Source organism: Nostoc sp. FACHB-280 (assembly GCF_014697615.1).
Lineage (GTDB): Bacteria > Cyanobacteriota > Cyanobacteriia > Cyanobacteriales > Nostocaceae > Nostoc_B.
The window spans coordinates 59,253-82,141 of the sequence record NZ_JACJSD010000008.1 but is presented as its reverse complement, the minus strand read 5'-3'; the positions used below and the strand labels follow the sequence as shown (position 1 = coordinate 82,141).

At 40.4% G+C, this 22,889-nt stretch carries 16 protein-coding genes and 1 tRNA gene; 7 read left to right on the top strand and 10 right to left on the bottom strand.

The annotated features are described in order from the left end of the window. Positions 1-36 precede the first annotated feature (36 nt). On the bottom strand, positions 37-1,389 hold the full coding sequence (locus H6G75_RS08120; protein ID WP_190979443.1) for an AAA-like domain-containing protein: 1,353 nt from the start codon (positions 1,387-1,389) through the stop codon (positions 37-39). Positions 1,390-1,971: 582 nt separating this feature from the next. Here H6G75_RS08120 and H6G75_RS08115 point away from each other — a divergent pair. From H6G75_RS08115 to H6G75_RS08105, 3 genes are all read left to right on the top strand, one after another. Further along, on the top strand, positions 1,972-2,358 hold the full coding sequence (locus H6G75_RS08115) for a hypothetical protein (protein WP_190979442.1): 387 nt from the start codon (positions 1,972-1,974) through the stop codon (positions 2,356-2,358). Continuing rightward, positions 2,301-3,185, top strand: a complete 885-nt coding sequence (locus H6G75_RS08110; RefSeq protein WP_199337752.1) for a WD40 repeat domain-containing protein — start codon at positions 2,301-2,303, stop codon at positions 3,183-3,185. The genes H6G75_RS08115 and H6G75_RS08110 overlap by 58 nt, the downstream gene beginning before the upstream one ends. A gap of 547 nt (positions 3,186-3,732) precedes the next feature. Further along, positions 3,733-5,418, top strand: coding sequence for an alpha/beta hydrolase (locus H6G75_RS08105; protein WP_190979440.1), 1,686 nt, complete (start codon positions 3,733-3,735; stop codon positions 5,416-5,418). A gap of 217 nt (positions 5,419-5,635) precedes the next feature. On the opposite strand, the gene H6G75_RS08100 is transcribed toward H6G75_RS08105, so the two are convergent. Together H6G75_RS08100 and H6G75_RS08095 are read right to left on the bottom strand one after the other, a co-directional pair. Continuing rightward, positions 5,636-5,708: transfer RNA gene (locus H6G75_RS08100), tRNA-Phe, on the bottom strand. 77 nt (positions 5,709-5,785) lie between these two features. Beyond that, positions 5,786-6,643: a metal ABC transporter permease gene (locus H6G75_RS08095; protein WP_190979439.1), complete on the bottom strand. Its 858-nt coding sequence runs from the start codon at positions 6,641-6,643 to the stop codon at positions 5,786-5,788. Between the two features lie 306 nt (positions 6,644-6,949). Here H6G75_RS08095 and H6G75_RS08090 point away from each other — a divergent pair, with 306 nt between their 5' ends. Continuing rightward, on the top strand, positions 6,950-8,278 hold the full coding sequence (locus H6G75_RS08090) for a GTPase family protein (RefSeq protein WP_190979438.1): 1,329 nt from the start codon (positions 6,950-6,952) through the stop codon (positions 8,276-8,278). A 219-nt stretch (positions 8,279-8,497) separates the two neighbouring features. Here the strand turns inward: H6G75_RS08090 and H6G75_RS08085 are convergent, their stop codons facing one another. Next, positions 8,498-9,523 (bottom strand): LD-carboxypeptidase, encoded by a 1,026-nt coding sequence (locus tag H6G75_RS08085; RefSeq protein ID WP_190979437.1) that lies wholly within the window; start codon positions 9,521-9,523, stop codon positions 8,498-8,500. A gap of 150 nt (positions 9,524-9,673) precedes the next feature. Continuing rightward, on the bottom strand, positions 9,674-10,858 hold the full coding sequence (locus tag H6G75_RS08080; protein WP_190979436.1) for an acyl-CoA dehydrogenase family protein: 1,185 nt from the start codon (positions 10,856-10,858) through the stop codon (positions 9,674-9,676). A 648-nt stretch (positions 10,859-11,506) separates the two neighbouring features. On the opposite strand from H6G75_RS08080, the gene H6G75_RS08075 reads away from it, so the two are divergent. Beyond that, positions 11,507-13,108, top strand: a complete 1,602-nt coding sequence (locus H6G75_RS08075) for an iron uptake porin (protein WP_190979435.1) — start codon at positions 11,507-11,509, stop codon at positions 13,106-13,108. An 87-nt stretch (positions 13,109-13,195) separates the two neighbouring features. Here the strand turns inward: H6G75_RS08075 and H6G75_RS08070 are convergent, their stop codons facing one another. The 5 genes from H6G75_RS08070 to sfnG form a co-directional block, all read right to left on the bottom strand. Then, positions 13,196-14,245 (bottom strand): hypothetical protein, encoded by a 1,050-nt coding sequence (locus tag H6G75_RS08070; RefSeq protein WP_190979434.1) that lies wholly within the window; start codon positions 14,243-14,245, stop codon positions 13,196-13,198. Positions 14,246-14,336: 91 nt separating this feature from the next. Then, positions 14,337-15,545: an SfnB family sulfur acquisition oxidoreductase gene (locus tag H6G75_RS08065; RefSeq protein ID WP_190979433.1), complete on the bottom strand. Its 1,209-nt coding sequence runs from the start codon at positions 15,543-15,545 to the stop codon at positions 14,337-14,339. A gap of 134 nt (positions 15,546-15,679) precedes the next feature. Beyond that, positions 15,680-16,210, bottom strand: coding sequence for a hypothetical protein (locus H6G75_RS08060; protein ID WP_190979432.1), 531 nt, complete (start codon positions 16,208-16,210; stop codon positions 15,680-15,682). Between the two features lie 97 nt (positions 16,211-16,307). Beyond that, positions 16,308-17,807, bottom strand: coding sequence for a sodium:solute symporter (locus H6G75_RS08055; protein ID WP_190979431.1), 1,500 nt, complete (start codon positions 17,805-17,807; stop codon positions 16,308-16,310). A gap of 292 nt (positions 17,808-18,099) precedes the next feature. Next, entirely contained in the window at positions 18,100-19,197 is a 1,098-nt protein-coding gene (sfnG, locus tag H6G75_RS08050) for a dimethylsulfone monooxygenase SfnG (protein ID WP_190979430.1), read from the bottom strand. A gap of 543 nt (positions 19,198-19,740) precedes the next feature. On the opposite strand from sfnG, the gene H6G75_RS08045 reads away from it, so the two are divergent. Further along, positions 19,741-20,790, top strand: coding sequence for an LLM class flavin-dependent oxidoreductase (locus H6G75_RS08045; protein WP_190979429.1), 1,050 nt, complete (start codon positions 19,741-19,743; stop codon positions 20,788-20,790). A gap of 23 nt (positions 20,791-20,813) precedes the next feature. Next, positions 20,814-22,865, top strand: a complete 2,052-nt coding sequence (locus H6G75_RS08040; protein ID WP_190979428.1) for a LysR family transcriptional regulator — start codon at positions 20,814-20,816, stop codon at positions 22,863-22,865. The last annotated feature ends 24 nt before the right edge of the window (positions 22,866-22,889 follow it).

Here is a 22,889-nt window from a genome sequence, read left to right as displayed (position 1 = left end):
ATTACCAATATTCACTATTAATATTTGATGCTATTGCTAGAGAAGCTTTGACTGAAAATACTGTTGATATAACCGACAACTAGGTGTAGCTTGGTTATTATCTAACTTAATCAGCCCCATACTGCTTAACTTGTAAGCAATGATAGGTTCTAACTGTGTTGGTTGAGTAGAATTTAGGACAGTAGTAAGTGCGATCGCTAATTCAGCTTGCTGTTGTAAACTTACCCAATGACGTTGTAAGTGATGAAAATAAACCCCAGTCGAGGTATGAGCAGTTTCTAGCAATTGTGGAAGATTTATCTCCCCACGATTAAGATGATAGAGTGCGATGTTCACTAATGCAGGATGTCCGCCAACCATCTCCATAAGTTGTCTAGGTTCATCCCCATCAGTCCAGTCAATTCCATATTGCTGGGCTAACTGCTGCACCTGTTCTAAATTAAAACTGGTTAATTGAATTGGTAAGCCAACATTGAACGGAGACTGTTGAATTTGGAGAGGAACATAAATTTCAGTTGAATGAACTATGATCAAGCGTAGCTTTTGCCAGATAGGTAATCTTTTAGCTTCTTCATACCAAGAACGTAGCAGAGGTAAAAAATCCTTAGCTATTTGCGGATACTCAAAAATCTGGTTCACCTCATCTAATGCCAAAACTAAAGGAGCATTAATGTTCTCTAATAAATAGTTTCTAATATACAAACTACAGCTAACTTTGCTACCAATATCTTCATCCCAGTAATTATCTAGTTTTGGTTCTAAATGAAGCTGACTACTTATATTGGCACATAGCCAGCGTAGAAACCGATTCAAATCACTCAATATTGCTTGGTCAGTTTGCTCTAGATTTAGGCTGACGGTACAGTAACCTAAATTTTCTCCATATTCTAAAGTCCTGAGCATGAGTGAAGTTTTACCCATTTCTTTGGGAGCTTTTATTCGCACTAATGCTCCTGGTTTGCTAATTTCTGCATAAACCTGTTCTTCAATTAAAGTACGTTCAACGTAAATGGCAGAATCAAGGGGAACTGCACCATTAGGGTAGCGATGGGAAAAATCTTGAGCAATTTCGCCAGAAAGTGCTTTAAACTGTGATTTTTGAGTTTTTAAGTCTGAAGCTGTTTGAGAAGCAACATAAGCCTCTAATAGCATCCGACAGTTTTTTTTAGTAACCCGTTGTCCAACTAAATTAGAAAGCCGTTGACATAACTCTGGGGCTACCACGTTAGTTAAGTAGCCAGCACTATAGCCACCGTACTCAGCAATTTTGTTATAAGTTTGATATTCCCAGATGCCGCGCAGAATCAAAACTTCTGTGGAACTGAGGGGACGATTTTGGCTCTCTATCAACTTACGGTTAATTATTTCAATTAAAGAATCAAGATTCATAAAGACTCAAAGCTCATTTTGTTTATAGATAAACGTGTCCATAATCAAATTACCGTTTTTTGGCGTAAAATAGCGGAGATATTCTTCATCAGGCTTTATTGTCTGAATCAAAAAAACACACCTTGCTGTGGATTGAATAAATTTCTCTTAGTGTAGAAATTAGGATTTTTATGAGGTATTAAACTCATATTGATTAAAATATATGAGTTTTATAGATTTCATATTTAATCTAATCTATTTAATATAAAACGTAGAAAAAGTAAATTTTATCATTTTTCAAGAAGGCAGCAGACAGAGGATATAGAGTTTAGTTCGGATAGTCTCAAACTCTACCTGAACACATTATCTCTATCCGGTTTTCCAAAAAAATCGGATAATTAGATAATAAATAAATTCTTGTATCTGCGTTTTCTACCTTGTTAAATAAAAAGTTAATTTTCGAGAAAATAGAAAGTTATTATGCTTGGTATTGATGTAGCTGATCAAGATGGTAGAGTAGACCTACCTGTTTCTTGTGTAAATTTAATCTGCCTACAAATCCATTCTCGGCACAGAACCAAAAATTGAAGGAGGAGAGACTGTATGAATAGCTTTGAGTTTGAGATTACGATTCAAAGCAAGTCGAGTAATGGCTGGCCGATTGTTATCAGGTGTAAGCAACCAGATGGCTTGACTCTTCATTCGAGGGGAATTCTTCAGCTAGGTGAGGAAGATTTTTATAAGCTGACAGAAAAACAAGAAAACGAAAAAGAATATGGCATTTTACTGGGCAAACATCTTTTTCGAGACAATGTGCGTGATACATTTTTACGTGTTTTGCCAAAGAGTAGCCATGATTGCCCTTTACGGATTTTACTTTCTATTGAAGCTGCCGATCGCGATGAAATTAGAACTTTACATTGGGAAAGGTTGTGCGCCCCTATAGATGTGAACCATTCAAAGGTCATCAGGGTCGTGTCAGTTCAGTAGCAATCAGCAGTGATGGCAAAACTATTGTCAGTGGTGGAGATGATGGCATAGTTAGGTTGTGGGGCATTAATGGTCAGCCCCTGGGTAAACCATTCAAAGGTCATCAGGGTGATGTCAGTTCAGTAGCAATCAGCAGTGATGGCAAAACTATTGTCAGTGGTGGAATTGATGGCACACTCAGGTTGTCGGGCATCAATGGTCAGTCCCTGGGTGAACCATTCACAGGTCATCAGGGTCGTGTCAGTTCAGTAGCAATCAGCAGTGATGGCAAAACTATTGTCAGTGGTGGAGATGATGGCATAGTTAGGTTGTGGGGCAGCAATGGTCAGCCCCTAGCTGAACCATTCAAAGGTCATCAGGGTGGTGTCCGTTCAGTAGCAATCAGCAGTGATGGCAAAACTATTGTCAGTGGTGGAAGTGATGGCACACTCAGGTTGTGGCGCAGCAATAGTCAGCCCCTGGCTGAACCATTCACAGGTCATCAGGGTCGTGTCAGTTCAGTAGCAATCAGCAGTGATGGCAAAACTATTGTCAGTGGTGGAGAAGATGGCACACTCAGGTTGTGGCGCATCAATGGTCAGCCCCTGCCTGAACCATTCAAAGGTCATCAGGGTTATATCAATTCAGTAGCAATCAGCAGTGATGGCAAAACTATTGTCAGTGGTGGAGATGATAGCACAGTCAGGTTGTGGGATATTAATTTTGACCATTGGATGAAAAGTGCCTGTGAACAATTAAGCTATCACGTTATTCTTGCCACACCTAAAGATGCCGTCGCCAAAGAAGCTAAAGCAACTTGTGAACAATATTGGCATCTCCAGCAATAATGCTTTCTCTTCAACAGTGATTGAGTACAAACATATCTCAATCACCCCATACCAAATAAGCTTTTAGTCATCTGCTTCTAAGAGGTTGTTTTAAAAGTCTGCTTGTTGGTAGCAAAACACTTTAGATCCCCCCTAGCCCCCCTTAAAAAGGGGGGAATTAATCTCAAAGTCCCCCTTTTTAAGGGGGATTTAGGGGGATCAATGAGTGCTTAAAACGACAGATAAATACTTTTCAAACATTATCAACAATATTAATCAACTACACATTAATGACTTATGCAACAAAACTCAAACATCAAAAGACACACTTTTATAGCCCCATACCAAATCAGCTTTTAGTCATTACTTCTAAGAGGTTGTTTTAAAAGTCTGCTTGTTGGTAGCAAAACACTCTAGATCCCCCCTAGCCCCCCTTAAAAAGGGGGGAATTAATCTCAAAGTCCTCCTTTTTAAGGGGGATTTAGGGGGATCAATAAGTGCTTAAAACGACAGATAAATACTTTTTAAACATTATCAACAATATTAATCAACTACACATTAATGACTTATGCACCAACACTCAAAAATCAAAACCCACGCTTTTATAGCCATTAAAAACCTGCATAAAAGCCTAATTTCCAGACTAGCTCTAAGTTTATTTTGTGCTGTTGCCACCACCCAATTCACTCCAGCAAAAGCAGCAAATACTGTATATTTTAATTACGGTATTTCAGAAGAATTCATCTCAGTTAAAGAGTTACAAACTATCGCAGATACAGGAAAAATCCCTGATAATTATCAGAGGTATCTCAAGCAATTACCTCCAGAACAACGCAGCCTAATTATAGAAGCACTAAAGCAATCAACAAAAATTAATTTTGTTACCTTAAGTAAATTACTTAACACAAATATTGGTAGCAAAATTCTTCAAGACTTATCTAAAGTAACTATACGGAAAGATGCTGAAGGATTGCAAGCTTTAAGAGCGGCTTTAGTAACAGGCTCTAAAAATGGAGAACTTTCGATTATCAAATTTATTCAAGCCTATCCTAGCGAAAATATCCGCATTGATATCAAGCAGGCTTTTGAAGTATTAGGTAATCTCAACAAGTCTTATCAACAAACTCAACAGTTTGTCAAAGCGATTTCGCCCCAATTATCTGGTCAAAAACCAAACTTAAATTTACCCTTAGATCCCAGCCAACTAGGAAGCGGTAAAGTCCAGTTGGAAGAATTTAACTGGAATGATCAAAAACGCCAACGTCAGGTTCCCGTTGACCTTTATTGGTCTAGCACTGCAACTTCAGCTAAACCAGTAATTATTTTGTCGCACGGTTATACATCTGGGCGCAAAGATATGCGCTACTTAGCAGAACATTTAGCATCTCATGGTTATGTTGTAGCCGCAATAGAACATATCGGTAGTAATCAAGCTTATCAAATAGATTTGCAAAAACCCGGTATTGCACCACCACTAATGAACCCAAAAGAGTTTTTAGAACGTCCTAAAGATATTAGTTTTGTTTTAGATGAACTTGCAAAACTCAACCAAAAAGCCAATAGTCCACTTCAAAATAAACTTGCAACTGACCGCGCTATAGTCATTGGTCATTCCTTTGGTGGTGGAACAGCCTTATCCATAGCTGGAGCCGAATTGCAAATTGATTACTTAAAACAACGCTGCCAAAAAGATTTAACAAGTGTGAATTTTGCCGAAGGTTTGCAATGTAAAGCCGCAGAACTACCAGAAAATCGCTACCAACTCCGAGATCCGCGTGTAAAACAAGTCATAGCTCTAAATCCCACCAGTTCACTCATGTTTGGCAAAACTGGTTTACAAAAGGTGGAAATCCCTACCTTAGTCCTGGCATCATCAGAAGATAAAACAGCCCCAGCCCTCACCGAACAGGTTATTGGTTTTAACCAAATTCCCTCACCAAAATGGCTTGTCGGCATCATTGGAGCCACCCATGCAAGTGTCAAAGACCCTAACACTACTATGGAGCGAGAAGAGAAAAAACAAAATTCTGTTTTTGGTGGTGGCGAAGTAGTTGGTGAACAAGCTGCGGATATTCGCAAATATATGAAAGCTATTGCTTTAGCCTTTGCTGCTCAAATGACACCAGAAGCTAAAGAATATGCTATTTTTCTCACTCCAGAGTATGCCCGTTTTGCTTCGACTCAGGCATTTCCAATTTGTTTAGTTACTCAACTTTCCCCTGATATTTTGGCCCAAATTCAGGCACTCAAGTAAAGCACAACTTACCAGTATATTTCCCAAAACTTAAGCCTGCCAGGAGAATGCGATCGCTATTCATATCTGTATGTAGTAGCAACTTATTGAGTGGGCGATCGCTTTACACAATGGCTGACCAAAATTTTTGTAGGATTTAGAACATTTTTCTTGATGAATCAGGCTTCATAAAGCAAAAACCCCTTGAAATCGTTGGATTTCAAGAGGTTTTTAGTGATGCCAGGAACGAGACTTGAACTCGTGACACGAGGATTTTCAGTCCTCTGCTCTACCAACTGAGCTATCCCGGCGTGTGCTTTGTTTTTGCGCCACGATTTATAATCTTAGCAAACAAAAAATGGTTGTGCAAGGGTCATCCAAAAAAAAGTTATGCAGTTTGCCAACCCAGCTTAATGACAACGAACACAGCGATGAATAGCAAAAACTGAACCAGTACAATACTAGGGCCAGAAGCAAGGTTAAAAATCCCGGAAACCAGAATACCTGCAATGCTGCTAATTGAACCAATTATTACCGACATCCATAAAAAGCGGCTAAAATGTTGACTCATCAGCTTGGCTGTCGCGGCGGGGATCACTAAAAAGGCGTTAACTAGTAAAACTCCCACGGCTTTTATTGCCACAGCAACGGCTAGTGACAGCAGCACTACAAAAGCGTAACGGTACAATTCCACGGGAATACCTTGGACTTTGGCAACATCAGGATTGAGGGTGAGTAAAATTTGCTGGCGTAAAGTCGAGAATAAAAATATAGCGCCGCCTACAAGTATGAGTAGTGTTAAAACCAAATCGGTGGCATCAATAGCAAGAATATCGCCAAACAGCACGCCCATCAAGTTGCCCCGATATCCCTGAATCAAGCTAGAAAGAATTACACCGATCGCCAATGCACCAGAAAGAACTATACTCAGTACGCTATCACTGCCTAAATCGGTTTTATCGACAAAGTAAAGGACAACAACACCAAAAACCAAGGTAAAAGGCAGTAGCATCCAAGTAGGGTTTAACTGTAGCAGCACACCCAAGGCTACACCAACTAAAGCCGCATGACCAACGGCATGGCTAAAAAACGATAATTGCCGTAAAGTGACAAAACTACCCAGCAACCCTCCCAGTATGCCCATCAACACCGCACCAATCAGCGCCCGTTGCATAAAGGGAAATTGTAATAAACTCACTAAATCTTGACTGTTGGCAATGGCTAACTCTGCAATGGGGTAACTCATATAATCATCCGGTGTGATTGTTGAATCTATTTGTGTGGGGAGTGTGGGGAGTGTGGGAAGAGAGGGGGGAAAGATTTCTTTACTATCCTCCCACACACCTAGATTTCTCTCTTGTGAGAAATCCAGGTTTATCTGGGTGTAATGATTTTTTTCATAAATCAAATATGAGTCCTATATAATCTCCGGTGTGATTTTTGTTGATTGGAAGATTGCTATAAAGGTGCAGGTTAGGTGAGTGGTGAATCATCTAAAATGGCCAGTGAGTATCTCAACTCAAACTGCCATCTATCTGCTGTTTTGATTACCATGACTGAGCAACCTAATACTAATTTGCCATCAGCAGATTCTCAATCTACCAATGAACCGTCTGGAGGTCAAACGCAGTCGGCTAATAATGATTGGAAAAACCGCATTACAGGAATCTGGCAAAAAGCTACATCGAGTTTGATGCAGTTTCTACCTGTGGAACAAGTATCGCAGACTGTAGTTGAATGGTATAGTGTCAGTGAAGCTCAGGTAGCAGAGATTTTAGAAGCTGTCCGCGCTGAACTGCCAACTACGGAGGCTTTGTTAATTGGTAAACCCCAAGCTGGTAAAAGTTCGATTGTGCGGGGACTGACTGGAGTTTCAGCAGAAATTATCGGACAAGGTTTTCGTCCCCATACCCAACATACTGAACGCTACGCCTATCCTTCTAATGATTTACCGTTGCTGATTTTTACCGATACGGTAGGGTTAGGAGATGTTAATCAGGAAACTCAAATTATTATTCAAGAGTTGTTGGGTGATTTGCAAAAGTCTAGTCGCGGTGCGAGGGTGTTAATTCTCACCGTTAAGATTAACGATTTTGCCACTGATACGTTACGCCAAATTGCCCAAAACCTACGTCAGCAATATCCTGACATTCCTTGTTTACTGGCGGTGACTTGCTTACACGAAGTTTATCCTGTGGATGTGGTAGATCATCCAAATTATCCACCAGAGTATGATGAAGTTCAACGCGCTTTTGCCGAAATTCAGCAAGCTTTTAGTGGATTGTGCGATCGCGCTGTGCTGATAGACTTTACTTTAGAAGAAGATGGTTACAACCCGGTATTTTATGGTTTAGAAGAGTTTCGAGATGCTTTAGCGGAATTGTTGCCAGAAGCCGAAGCTCGTGCCATTAATCAGTTATTATCACAGGGAGTAGGTAAAGAAATTGGTAATATCTACCGTGATGCGGGACGGCGGTATATGTTGACTTTTTCTGTGATGGCAGCAACTTTAGCAGCTATCCCTTTACCATTTGCAACTATGCCTGTCTTGACAGCATTGCAAGTATCGATGGTAGGACTGTTAGGTAAATTATACGGGCAAACCATCACACCATCGCAAGCAGGCGGAATTGTCAGTGCGATCGCCGGCGGATTTTTCGCCCAAGCCATAGGACGAGAGTTAGTCAAAATTATCCCTGGTTTTGGCAGTGCGATCGCGGCTTCTTGGGCGGCGGCTTATACTTGGTCTTTAGGTGAAGCAGCTTGTGTTTATTTTGGTGATGTTATGGGTGGGAAAAAACCTGATCCGCAAAAAATCCAATCTGTGATGCAAGCCGAATTTCAAGCCGCGAAAGAACGATTTAAGGGGATTAAGCGGTGATGTGATAGGTTATAGGTTACAGGGGACAGGTTATAGTCCTACAAGCTTGTCTAAGTTTTATGATTTATCGATGTCCTAACCAACTTGGCTACTGCTATAGAATTTGTTAGGTTTTGCGATCGCTACAAATTGATTTTATTCTGTTGTCTTATTTTAGAAAATTGCTATGAGAATTTGAACTCTATCCCCTGTCACCTGTCACCTGTCACCTATCCCCTGTCACCTATCCCCTCTCGCCACAGCCGATTCCAACATTTTAATTGTGCCAGCATCGGCATCTATTTCGACATTCAAACCGATTGGTAATGTAAATTTATCTTTGATATGACCAATCATCGAACCATACCAAGCGGGAATTTTTAAGGGAATAATATGGTCACGTAAGACTTGATTCAATTTAAAAGCTGGTTCATCACCAATACTACAGTCAGTGCATCTACCAAAGATAAAACCAGAAACTTGATTGAGAATCCCAGCATTTTTAAGCTGAGTTAACATTCGGTCTATGCGATAAACATCTTCTCTGACATCTTCCACAAATAAAATACTTTTGTACCAAGCAGGTAGATAAGGCGAACCCACCATTGCTGCTATCACAGATAAGTTACCACCGATTAGTTTGCCTGTGGCTTTTCCTGATGCAATCGTCTCAAATTGGACATCTTCAGTTTTGAGATTTTCCATTGTGACTGCTTCGCCATCAAATAATATGCGTTTGGCATAATCTACTGTAAAGTCATTCCAAGTAGATGTGGCATTCGGCCCATGAAAAGTCAGGACTCGACTACGGGCATAAATAGCCAACACCAAAGCAGTAATATCACTAAACCCCATAATAATTTTAGGATGGGCGCGAATCTGGGAATAGTTCAGTAAAGGTAAAATGCGATTACAACCCCAACCGCCGCGCATAGTCATAATGGCATTGACGGAATCATCTGCAAACATCGCGTTTACATCGTTGGCGCGGTTAGCATCTGTACCAGCTAAATAGCCATACTTATCTAAAATATGGTTGCCTAATTTAATTTTTAATCCTAACTCAGTGAGCGATCGCTTGGCATTGGCTAAATCTTCCGCATCAATGACACCAGCCGGAGAAATTAATCCTACCGTATCTCCCGCTTGGAGGCGGGGTGGCTTGATAATGGTGTTTGGCGATAGTTGACCTTGAACTTTAGCTAGAGGTATCTGTGTAGCTAAGGTGGTTAAACCACAGGTGGTAATAAAGTTGCGTCGTTTCAAAATTGGGGAGTGGGGAGTAGGAAAGAAATTTGATTATATTCACATCTTGCACCAAACGACTAAAATCGCAGCTACACAGACAGACGCAATTCATCTGTTAATTCATACGCTGCAACCCATCTCCTGCCAACTTTATCAGTCTTGTCATTCTTAAGAATAAAAGTTGGGTTTTGGCAGTTGATCATTTAACGCCCAATTTCCTATATCTCGGATTTTATAATCAACAGGATCATGGAGAGTGAATGTGCGGAGATTCCGCCAATAGCGGTCGAAACCATACTTGGTATTAGTAGCGCGTGCGCCCATAACTTCAAAGATGCGGTTGGTGATATCTAATCCGACTCTAGTAGCGACGACTTTGGCTGTAGCGATAAATAGCGCACATTCTCCCCGTTGTTCTGCGGTGAGTGACCATTCCTGATCCCAAGCTTGTTGTAATAATTCTCCTGCTTGGTCAACTAGACAAGTAGCAGTCTGAAGCTCAACCCAGATATTGCCGTAATGCTGGATAATGTATGGATCTTGGGTAGCACTTTCTACACCTGATGTCAGCCAAGGTTTGGTATTAGTGCCAGTATAGGTTTTAGCAGCTTCAAATGCTCCTTGGGCAATTCCTAAATAGATATTAGCCAGATTCAATTGAGTTAAGCAGGCGCGAATCGTGGTAAAGGGTTGACTGGGTTTATCTCTAATACCCAGAATTTCGTCTGGGTATACCAGCACATTTTCAAATGTCACAGTACCGCTATCTGTCTGGCGTTGCCCCATGTTATCCCAATCATCATGAACAGTCACACCTTGGCGTTGGGTAGGAATTGCCAGAATTTTGAATTCACCAGTTTCTTGATCAGTAGCGGTGATGGGTAATATATCCGAATCGTGGGAGCCAGAGCAAAAGCTTTTGATGCCATTAAGACGGAAATAATCATTTTCTGGTGTCAGCGTCGTTCTTCTATCTAAAGGGTTGAGAGCGTTGCACCAAAACCAATTGTTGTGAATAGTTTCTGTATAATATCGCTGCTTCTGCTCTGTTGAACCAAATATATGCGGAACTACTACGCCTAGATGGTGGTAAGAAAAGACGTGAGCAATAGAACTATCAACCTTGGCAAACTCACGGGTAATTCTGAGAACGGTAATCCAGCTTTCTCCTAAACCACCGTACTCTGTTGGTACGATCAATTTTAGCAAGTTGCTTTGGCGCAGGCGATCGCGTTCATACTTTGGCGTTCCCCCTTTGACATCTCGCTCTACAGCAGTAGCAGCAAATTCCTGCGCTAAAGATTTAGCTAGTTCCAGATAATTTTGAGATTCTTTAGTCTTGATTAATTGCATACTTCGCAATTTCTCCTGCAAATACTCTGTTGAGGAGTAAATATAATTTTTCTAAAAAAAGATTCGGAGTAGGTTTTTGAATCCACCTTCTTACCACAAAGTTAGTATTACATATACGAGCCAATAAATCAAGCTTGAATAAAAATATTTTTATGCAAAATCACACGTTATTGTTACTCCATGAAAAATATTTTATTCACGGCAAAGTAAAAATTTAACCTTTGATAATATTTTTTATTCACTTGTTTTTGTAGTCCAGATATGCAATATTATTAAATTAAATTCGCAAAACTACTCTAAATCGATGTTGACGCAGTAGTTTCTAGATAATCACCAGCAAATCAGAGTTCTCTAAAAAATTGCCATATTGTATTCACGGATAGATAGAGACTATCTAGGCAAATAGAGCATCTTGTTTAAGGCTTTTATTTTTAGAAGAACAAGTCCTTATTACACGGAAACATGCAGATTGAACTACGAGAAAGCTACTGATATATCTGGAAGTTTAGCGATTTCATAAAATTTTTTGAGTGTTAGATAACATCAAGGTTTATCCTAGCCAAGCCTGAATTTCTGCCTTGCTAAGTTAGGGAAATACTGATTATTTACACTAAATCTTTGCAAACACCAATATAAGGAGTGAGAGAAATGTTCAATCGTTCATTTCATAATTTATTTATGGAATCGATGATTTTGGGTACTACTTTACTAACCAGCACATCAGTTTATGCTGAAGATAGTAATTTAGCGACTATAACCATCGCACAAACGCCTCAAATTCCTGCAATCAATAATGATGAAAGCCTTGAACAGACAAATAATATGTCTCAGATAACATCTGTATCGCAGTTTTCTGATGTACAGCCAACTGATTGGGTTTTTGGCGCACTCCAGTCTTTAGTTGAGCGTTATGGATGTATTGCAGGCTATCCAAATGGCACTTATCAAGGAAACCGCGCCATCACTCGCTATGAATTTGCCGCAGGCTTAAATGCTTGTTTATCTCGAATTAACGAGCTAATTGCCACAGCTACATCGGACTTAGTTACCAAAGAAGATTTAACTACCATACAAAGACTGCAAGCAGAGTTTACTACTGAACTAGCAACCCTACAGGGTCGCGTTGATAGTTTAGAATCTCGGACTGCGGAACTAGAAGCCAATCAGTTTTCTCCAACCACAAAGCTAGTAGGAGAAGCCATCTTTGCCGTCACAAATGCCTTTAGTGGCTCAGTTAATGGTAGCAACACAGTTTTTCAAGATAGAGTCCGCCTCGTTTTCAAAAGTAGTTTTACAGGTAGAGATAATCTAAATACTCGGATAAGCACTGGTAACACTAATCTTTTGCAGTTTCCTGGTGGTACAGCCGAAGGCTTGCAAACTTTTAATCTTTCGCCGAGTAACAATAATGTGTCTTTAGATTGGTTGTCTTATTACTTCCCAATTAGCCACAACATCAATGCTTATATAGGAGCCGTCAACGGAGTAATTTATGATTTTGTTCCGACTCTCAGTCCTTATTTGGATAGTGCATCAGGGGGTGGTCGTGCTTTGACAGAATTTGCCTCTTCTAGTCCTATCTACCGTATTGGTGGTGGTGCCGGTGGGGGAATCAATTATCGATTGAATGACACATTGCTATTGAGCTTGGGTTACTTAGCCGGAGATCATGCCAGTCCTCAACCAGATAGCGGCTTTTTTAATGGTCAATACAGCGCATTTGGACAAATAACATGGAACCCCAACAATAACTCTGGTATTGGTTTGACCTATGTAAATGCCTACCAAAATCGAGGAGCAATATTTGACTTGGGTAGTAGTTTTACACTTGTCGGTACAGAACAAGCTAATAGGCCATTTGAGAGGATGATTACCAACTCCTACGGGGTAGAAGCTTTTTATAAATTTAGTCCTCGATTTGCAGTCAATGGGTTTTTTGGCTACACTAACGCCAAAAATCTAGCAGGTAGTGGTAGTGCAGATATTTGGTATTACGCTCTAGGATTGGCATTCCCAGATTTAGGTAAGCAAGGGAACCTTGGCGGTATTATTGTGGGCGCAGAGCCTTATCGGGGTGGGAATCCCGCACCTGCAAATGATTTATCCTTACATATTGAAGGCTTTTACAAGTATCAGCTCACAGATAATATTGCTATCACCCCTGGCGTAATTTGGATTACGGCTCCGGCTCAAAACAATGATAATCAGGATGCTGTAATTGGCACAGTGAGAACAACCTTCACTTTTTAAGCAATATCAGCAACGTTAAAAGTTTTGGCGTTGCTGATTGAAAAGTAAATTTTTTTCAGGCATACAGCACTTTACATGAGCTAAAAATTACGAATTACGATTCAAGCTTAGGGGTTGTTGTTCTTCAATTAGTGGTGGTATGTCTTGCCAAAGGCTAATTCCGTCATATAATCCTGGAGCCATGAGAAATACTTGAACCCAAAGAATATTAAACCACCAGTAAAGCCCTTGAATAATATTGTCCTGACCTACTAGAGATACTGTCAGTAGGTACAACAAGACGGAAATTATTAAACTCACAACAGATGCAACTATGCCTTTTGTGGGTTGCGATAGTTCTGTAAAAGGCCACATATTGAATTGCCAAACAAATCCTAAACCAACAGTTGTCCAAATTGCCGCAAAGGTTGGCCCTGTAGTTGTCGTAAACAAATCCAGTCCTAACTGTTTGAGGAAAAATTGTGTAATTAGAGTCAGGAATAAAATAATCCCTGTATGAAGTAACCCCAAACGTGGCATTCCTAGTTCTAATTTGTTTAGAGGCCAACGTTCAAAGAAACTGCCGAATACTGTTGAACAAGGATACCAATACCAAGGAATGTAAAAAGGTTGAAGCCCCCACATTTGCGGCAAAAATGTGAAGGCAGGAGCAATAAAGAAGACGGCAAAGAAGATATTGAGAAAGCCACTAATTGGATGCCAGTTGCGGACTTTATCAGTAGTGACAATGGTGTTATCAAAGAAGAATAAACTGGCGGCGGCAGCAATAATCGCTGTTTGTCCCCACAAACCAACAGGTGTATCAGTGAGAATTGGTTTTGCAGAAATGAACTTCCAAACTTCTCCAGTTATGTAAACTAGCGCCAACAGCACTACTAAATTCACTGTTCCTCGTCCAAATCTGGTAGAAGAAAAGCGGGAACCTGGATAGCCATTGAGGGAAAAACCGAGATGCCACCACCAGACGAAACATATAGTGATATACGTCAATTTTGTGCCTACATTTAGCTGCATAATTTGACCAAAGATGAGTTCAAAAATATAGCTAATGACAGCAATTACAGCAATAAAAAGCAGCCCCTTAAATGGCTGTCTTTTCCAAATACTCCGCCTCTGGGTTGGGTTTGCAACGCTCATAGGATCAACTTGAATAATATTGGTTTATTAGGGGCAAAACATTCTGTAAAAATTCCCTCTGAATGCTTCACCCCAATAGACAATTAGGGCATTACAGCCAAGGATGGCGCGGGGGATAAACACCATTCAGGAAGTAGTTACCAACAGCGTAGTATTTCCAACGGACGGGATCGTGGAGTGTGTGAGCGCGGGCATTTCGCCAGTGGCGATTGTAGTTGAATTCCTCTAATGTGGATTTAGTACCTGCTAGTTCAAATAACTTGTTGGTAGCTAGAATTGCGGCTTCGGTGGCTAAGGCTTTGACTTCTGCAACTGCTATTGACGCTTCAACTACCTTGGGTTCTTCTAAACCTGACTCGTTAGCAATGTCAAGAAATTCGCCTGCACGACGCAGCAAAGCTTCAGCAGCGTGGACTTGAATCTGCACGTTACCAAATTCATATAGTGTCAGGGGGTCTTCGTAGCCTTTTTCTAAATTGCTGTCAACCCAAGGGCGCGTATATTTACGGACAAAGTGAATGGTGTCACGGACTGCGGCTTTGGCAATTCCCACGTCTACGGCGGCTTGGATGATTTGAGCGATCGCACCCATTGGTGTTGCTCTCTCAAAGGCTAAGTAGTGCGGTATAACGTGTTCTGCCTTGACTTTGACATTTTCAATAATGGTAGTGCCACTAGCTGTGGTGCGCTGTCCAAAGCTTGTCCAGTCATCAAGTAGAGTTAGTCCTTGGGCATCTCTCTCGACAAATGCCACTACTGTTTTACCATCTGGGTTGCTTGCAATCACAGGAACCCAATGTGCTAGTAATGCGCCAGCCGAGTAGTATTTGCGTCCATTGAGTACGTAGTCAGAACCATCTGGTGTTAATTTGGTTTGCACATCAGTGACAGATTTAGTGCCAATTTCCGAGAAGGCGTTACCAAAGCGTTTGCCTTGTAGAACTAAATCAAAGAAGAACTTTTTCTGATCGTCCGTACCATCCAACCTGACTGCTTCTACCATGTAGAGGTGGTTTTGGGGAATTTGACCGAGGCTAGAATCGGCTTCGGAGATGATTTTAATTACTTCTGCTAGGGTGACGTTTGAGACAAAAGCCCCGCCATATTCTTTCGGGACTGTAATTCCCCACAATCCGCTTTGCGAGAACTTCTGCACTTCTTCGGCAGGTAAACGCCGAGTTTGGTCGCGTTCTGAGTCACCCTTGGCAAACTCCGCCGCTAATTCGTGGGCGATCGCGATCGCTTCTTTGTCATCACGAATAATATATGCCTTCTGTTCTGTATTAATTAGTGATGTCATGATGTATTACCCTGTTTTTGATTGAGTAATTGATAATTGCCAGTGCTAAGTTAATCAGCAAATCCCATCTTGAAGGATGGACATCTTGCCCATAAGCGTTTTGAGATGGACAAGATAGCCATCCTTCAAAATACTTACGGCTCCTTGAAATACTGACTTGCTCTTCCTCTAATTGCTTGCTGTGCTGCTTTTGAGGCCAGGACTTTTTTGTAGCGGTTGAGATCCATTTCCATTGCCACAATGGGAACAATGGGGCCGAGTAAGCAAATAATTGGGCCAAGATACAAGAATCCCCAGCCGAAACCATAGGAAGCAATAATCAAGGCAGAAACAACAACTAAGAAAAATGCACCAAACCCTAATATCTTGTTGGCATTTGATTCGTTGTCCTCGTTTTCATCTAGGTCTTGATCATCAAGCCCATAGGTTTTAGAAGCATAGGTGAGAACAAGATACATTGCTCTGAGATAAAAGATAGTGATGATGGCACTAATAATTGCGGTAATAATTGTTTCTAGGGAATATGGGTTATTGGTGGCAGGGCTACCAACACTAGCAGAACTTTGAGGATGAAAAAGCTGTGCATAGATAACTGTTAAAACAGTACCCAGAATAAAAAAACCAATGCGTTTAGTAATGCTACCTAACCTCAATATGTTGTTCATGATGTTAATCTCATGCAGAGGCGCAGAGAGAATAAGGAGTTTTAGATTTCATCAAATTTCATGCTTTAATTCAGCAATGCCCAAAAGTTTCACTAAATTACCTAGTATTGGATTCAGAGACTTCAGATAAATCATGAGCCTGTTTGAGCTTGCTGTAATCAAACCGTTCTGAATTTCTGGCAGCAATGATGATGGGGACTACTGCACTAACAACAACTACTGTATATGTGCTAATTTCTTCTCCTAAAGTCAGGAGGGTAATCACTCCGGCAATTAACCCGCTAATTGTACCGGCGGTAAATGCAGTTGCATTCATCTTTGTCCAGATGATTGAAAGGATGAGTGGTACCAGGACTGCGGCTCGAATTACCGAGGTTCCTAACACCAAGGTCACTAAATCAATACCAGATAAAATAACCGATATGGAAATCAGGGCGGCAATCACCATAGAAATCCTTGTCCAGGCAAAAAGCGATCGCTCGGATATGTTGGGAAATAATGGCTTAATTACGTCTATGGCTGAAACGGAACTTACGGCCGCCAGTGTGCCATCACAGGTTGAGTAACAAGCCGAAAGGACGATAATCACAAACAGATAAATTACCCAACTTGGTAAGCCTAAATGAGAGATGAGAAAAGGCCCCAAGGCTGCGGGATCGCCTCCCAAGTCTTTTGCTAAATCTACCTTCAGGGCAATTCCCACTAGCCCAATCACTCCTAAACACAGAGCCACTGGATAGTAAAGCGCACCTCCCCAGAAAAAAGTCTTACCTAGTTCTTTTTCGCGAATCCCCCAGGCGACTTGCCAAAATTCTTGTCCGGCGATGGTTGCTGTAATCAATGCCAAGCAGAAGGTTAAACCAAAACTCTGGAACGCATCAGGCCGAGTGACGGAAAGTAACCCATTGCCATTACTTTCTACCGCCTGCCAAATGGTTTGTAAACCACCAACTTGACTAACTACTGCTGCTGTAACTAAGACGGACGGAACCATAATTAGTAAGCACATCAGTGTAGAAGTTGACATAGATGCCCATAGCCCACCTAGCATGATATAGCCGAGAATCACAGTAGATGCGATCGCCGCCACAACTCCCTCATTCATGCCAAAAATCGTTGCCACCATCAAAGATGCACCTTTTAAATTCACTGTCACAATTTGCACAGCCCCAAAAAGGATACCTGCAACTACGACAATCCGCGCTAATTTAGCACCGCCATAACGCACAGATACAAATTCACTAATGGTATAGCCATGAGGCATCAGCCTTCTGAGCTTTTTGGCGAATGGAATGACAGCGACGACTGATAAACCATTGGGTACAGTAAACCACCACAATCCTGATAAACCGTATTTATACGTGACACCAATGGGCAATAAAATGCCAATTACCCATGTCCACACTGAAAGCAAGCCAGCAATCCCAAAGCCTAATCCCAATTTGCGACCTGCAATCACAAAATCATGGGTGTTCCTCACGAGTTTCCATTTGGCGTAGTAGGAGACAATTAGCATTGTCAACCCCATCGCAATTAATGTGATGATACCTTCTGTCTGACCAAGGGATGCACTTGCAGTCAGGGTAATCCCTAGCATTACTTTCTCTCCTGTTATTTGTTTCTCTGACTAATGAGAGAATGAAATTGCCTTTGTAGCTTTTTTAAACGCAGAGGTACACTAAGTTATCCCAAATTTAATTTGCTACTAAAATTTATGCAATTATGAAGATGATTTGAGTTGGGCGAATCGATTTTAGTTACGTAAAAATCGATTCATTAAACGTTGATATCTGCGTAGCGTTTCCCTGTTGCTGTAGAAGCGGGTTTAGCTGCGATCGCAACAGCTTGGCTCTACAAAACCCACTCCTACAAGCTATGTGACTGTGAATCTACACCACAGCCAACTCATCAGCTGTCCGACGATGAGTTTTCAGTTCGCGCACAATGGGGATGACGTTCTTACCAAATGCTGGCAAATCATCTGTGTAGTGTAAGAAGCCACCGAGAATTAAATCAACTCCCGCTTCATGGAATTGGCGAATCTTCTCTGCTACTTGTTCAGCAGTACCAATCAAACCTGACTTGAAGCCATCGTTGTACTGTACTAAATCTTCAAAATTGGAATTTGCCCACATTCCCTCACGTTCACGAGTTGCAGCGCCAGCTTGTTTGACGGCTTCGCCAAATCCTTTCACTGCTTCCACATCAGCTTGAGCAATAATCTCGCGCAATACTTCATGGGCTTCTGCTTCCGTATCTCGCACAATGATAAAGGAATTTAGCCCAAACTTAATTGTGCGTCCTTCTCGACGAGCTAATTCCGACACTTCGGCAATCTGCTCTTTCACACCTTCTAGGGTATTACCATTCATGAAATACCAATCAGAGACGCGGCCAGCCATCCGTCGAGCTGCTTTGGAGTTACCACCTTGGAAAATCTCTGGATGGGGATTCTGATTGACTGGTCTAGGTTTGACCCAACCACCGTTAATCCGGTAAAAGTCGCCTTTAAAGTGAAACTCATCCTCAGTCCATAAGCCTTTGAGGACGCGGATAAATTCTTCGGAACGGCGATAGCGTTCGTCATGGTCTAACCAATGTTCACCATAGATAGTGAATTCATCTTTGAACCAGCCGCTAACTATATTCAAAGCAAATCGTCCGTTAGAGAGAAAATCAATACTAGCTCCGATTTTGGCAACTACTCCGGGATGCCATAATCCAGGATGAACCGCCGCAATCAACTTCAATTTTTTGGTGACTGGAGCGAGGGCTGATACGGTTGTAAATGCTTCTAGCTGGTACTCAGCCCCATAGCTGGCGATAAATCTAGCTTGGGCTAACGCATATTCAAACCCAACCTCTTCAGCAGTTTGCGCTAGTTGAGCATTATAGTCGTAAGTCCAGTTCGTCCGTTGGGGAATTTTACTAACTACTAACCCACCACTGACGTTGGGAATCCAGTATGCGAACTTAATATCTACCATAATTGTGTGTTTGAGAATGAGACAGCTTGGTTATTTGTGGAAGTTTGCTTGTGATGCAACAAGTCCGAATTTGCCATCACTAGGCAAATCACTTATCCAAAAAATCTAAAGCTTGATAGCGGCTGCAAAGTCCTCTGAGTTTACAAGTAGACAATCTCAGGATTTGATATTGGCAATATATCATAAACCGATTGGGCTACCGTATTTTCTTTGGATCAGACTTTATCACGACAATTTTTCCGATGTCGTGACTGCATATACTTAAATTCTATTTCTGTATTCCATTTTGGAATACTGCCTACTTTTGCTGAATATTTAATTATTATTTTATATTTGCTAGTTATCATCCTGATTATGTCAAAGAAGCCCGAAATACAGGACTCAACAAAAGATGGCTACTATTCCAGATCGTGATAAGTGAATGCTTTTCAACTATACACAGCAGAAATAAATATGGTAGTGTGAACTACTAAACTACGGTGGCAAGATAAAAATACCGTAGTTTAATTAATGCCTTGGAGAAAAAGCATAGGAGAAATATTTATGCCACTTCAGTTTGGAATTTGGTCGCCTGTCTGTGGTGGATGGTTGCGGGTTGTGAATCACGAGGCTAATGTATCTACACAAGATTTGGTAAAGTTGGCAATTGAAGCAGACAAGTTAGGCTATGACTTCTATTACATTCCTGAACATTACTTGAATGCAGTTCATGGGCCTGACTATAATGTCGCTGACGCATGGATTACGGCAGCTTTAGCCAGTTTGAACACCAAGAACATCAAGATTGTGGCAGCTGTACAACCTGGTTTTAAACTACCTGCGGTGGTTGCCAATGTGAGTGCAAACATTCAAAATCAATTAAGTAACAGCAGATTTGCCCTGAGTGGAATTGCTGGATGGTGGAAGTTAGAAGTAGAAAGTTATGGAGATGTTTGGCTACCTCATAGTGAGAGATACGCTCGATTGGAAGAGTATATTGATGTCATCAAGGGGCTGTGGACAATCGATGACTTTAATTATGTTGGCAAATACTACACTATTAAAGGTGGTATTATCACTGATAAACCAACACCAACACCACCAATTTTCATTGCTGGCGAATCTGATAGAGCCATTAATTTAGCAGCCCGTCACGGAGATTATTTATTTATCAATGCTGATGAACCAGAAAAAACAGCCGCATTGGTGCAGAAGGTGAAAAAATTGGCGAGCGATCGCTACGGTCGTAATATTAAAGTAGCTATGAGTGCGTTTGCGATCGTTGGGGAACATACAGCCGAAGCTGAAGCTAGACTAGCCGCAATTTATCGTTCTGCGGATCAACAGCAGATTAAATATTTTCAAGAGCAAATCGATCCTAACGTAGTTGCTCACAACAAACTAGATATCAGTCAAACCATTGAAGCTAATCTTGGTTTATCTGCTCAACTGGTAGGCGATCGCTATACTATTATTCAACGGCTGAAAGAATACGAAACTGTTGGCGTTGATTTAATCATACTCAAATTTGAATCGATGTTAGAAGATACTATTCGCTTTCACAAACTAGTTATTTCCGAATACACACAACAAAATAACTTAGTTAGCTTATAATTCAAAATCTTGACCTGCATTGCATGAATAAGATTAAACTCGAAGATATTACCCTCAATCACCTCAAAATTTTAAAAGCAGTAGATGATTGTGGTAGCTTCTCGAAAGCAGCCCAAAAACTAGGATATAGTCAAGCACTAATTAGTAAAAAAGTAAAGCAAGCAGAGGATTATTTTGGAGTAATTCTGCTGAATCGCTCTCCTGGCTCTATATGCTTAACTAATAAAGGCAAGAAATTGATTTCTCAAACACTTAATGTCGTTGAAACGGTAGAAAATCTGCGAGAAGAATTTCACGCAACATTTAGCGCCGAGGGTGAAGATTTAATATTGGGGGCGACTAGTTTAATTTTAGAAGTCTGGTTAAAACAATATTTGCAGCGATTTCAGCTTTGTTTTCCCGGTAGAAATATCAAAGAAATTGAGGCTCAAAGTAGTAGTTTTTTCTCAAATTCTCAACTTTTAGATATAGATTTACTACTCAACAGTTGCCCTGGATATAAGGAAGAACACCACTGTACTAGATTAACAACTCATAAAATGGTGTTGTTCTCTTTTGGGAAAAATAAATATCTCGATGATTATAGCTTGATTAAAACACATGAGGTTGATTGGGATGAAGTCGTACTTTTAGATGAAGTTCATCGAGAACTATCTAAAAATGGATTTTTATTGAATAAATTAAGTGGAGTTAACCTACTAACTAGTTATCAAGATGTCCTAAAATCTGCTTCAGAAAATCAGAAATCAACTATCTTACCAGACTTTTGTGAGGCTGATATTATATCTCAATACCAAGTTTTAACCCTGAGTATACAAGATGTTAATGAATATGGAATTTATATTCATGTTCCCCGCTTTAGTGAATTGTTAATCTCCGCAGAAGGTTTAGTCAGAAGTTTTAGACTCGAACAAAATAACTTGGAAAGTGTGCCTAATGTAAATTTAATTTTAGGTGGCTCTTCTGCTAAGGAAGAAAATGTTCTAAGAATAGGGATTCAGCGTGATTCCATAGGACAATTTATTGCAGGCTATGGAACTAAGTATATTTCTGATTTACAAAGATCATCCTCATTAATTGAACAGCCTATTTTCAAAAATATTGAAATTAATCGAGATTTCGAGCTACAAATTCTGCCCTTTTCTTCTGGAGAAGAAATGAATCGGCAGATGAAGCGCAAAGAACTAGATATTTGTATTTTAGATGATATTTCTCTCTTGAATAATGGTAGTCAATTTTTTGATGATTTAAGTTTCGGTTCTAAATTAATTGGAATTGCTTCGTATAATCTTTTGGGTCAGGATGTGAATATCGTTATCCATAAAGATTCTGCCATAAATACTGTCCAGGAACTTAAAGGAAAGCGAATTTCTACTTTATTTGGTTCAAATGCTCATCGGTTCATCATTACTCTGTTTGATCTCTATAATATGGATGTCAGTAAAGATTGCAGATTAGTAAATGAAGATCCACAAAGGGCTAGTAGGAGTCTCGCTAACAAAACTATAGATGCCTATGTGTGTTGTCACACTTTTGCGTCAATTTTAGAAGGATATGCTTTTGTTAGAAAGCTGCCTCTATCTCAAACAGATAGTTTAAGAATTCCATCAATTAGAGGCATTGTTTGTCGTTCGCAGTTCATTAAAGAAAACCCTAAAATTGTTGTAGCTTATTTACATGATTTACTAGTTGCTAACTATTGGTTTAATTCATCCCCAATTCAGGCAACAGATTTATTAACTAAAGTTATTGAAATGAGAAAAACTCAAGTCAATCAGTTTTTTAATCCTTTATTTGGCAATCGCATCGATCCGACCCTCAAACCTCAATGGTCTTGGTTGTTAAAAACTTTAAATCGCAGGTTAGAAGGAAAATATGGCATTTCCCTGTTTGATGTAGATTTTTGGATAGATGATTATTTCTTGAGACTTGTCTACAACCTACTGAATTTAGATTATCATTTTCATCAGGTTTCTTTTGCAAGTGAATTTTCAAGTAGCTATTTTTTAGAAGAACAGTTTAGCCGACACATGAAAGTTCTCTATGATAATTATGATTTACCACAGAAATGTTGAAAGCTAATACAAAAGTTTATATAG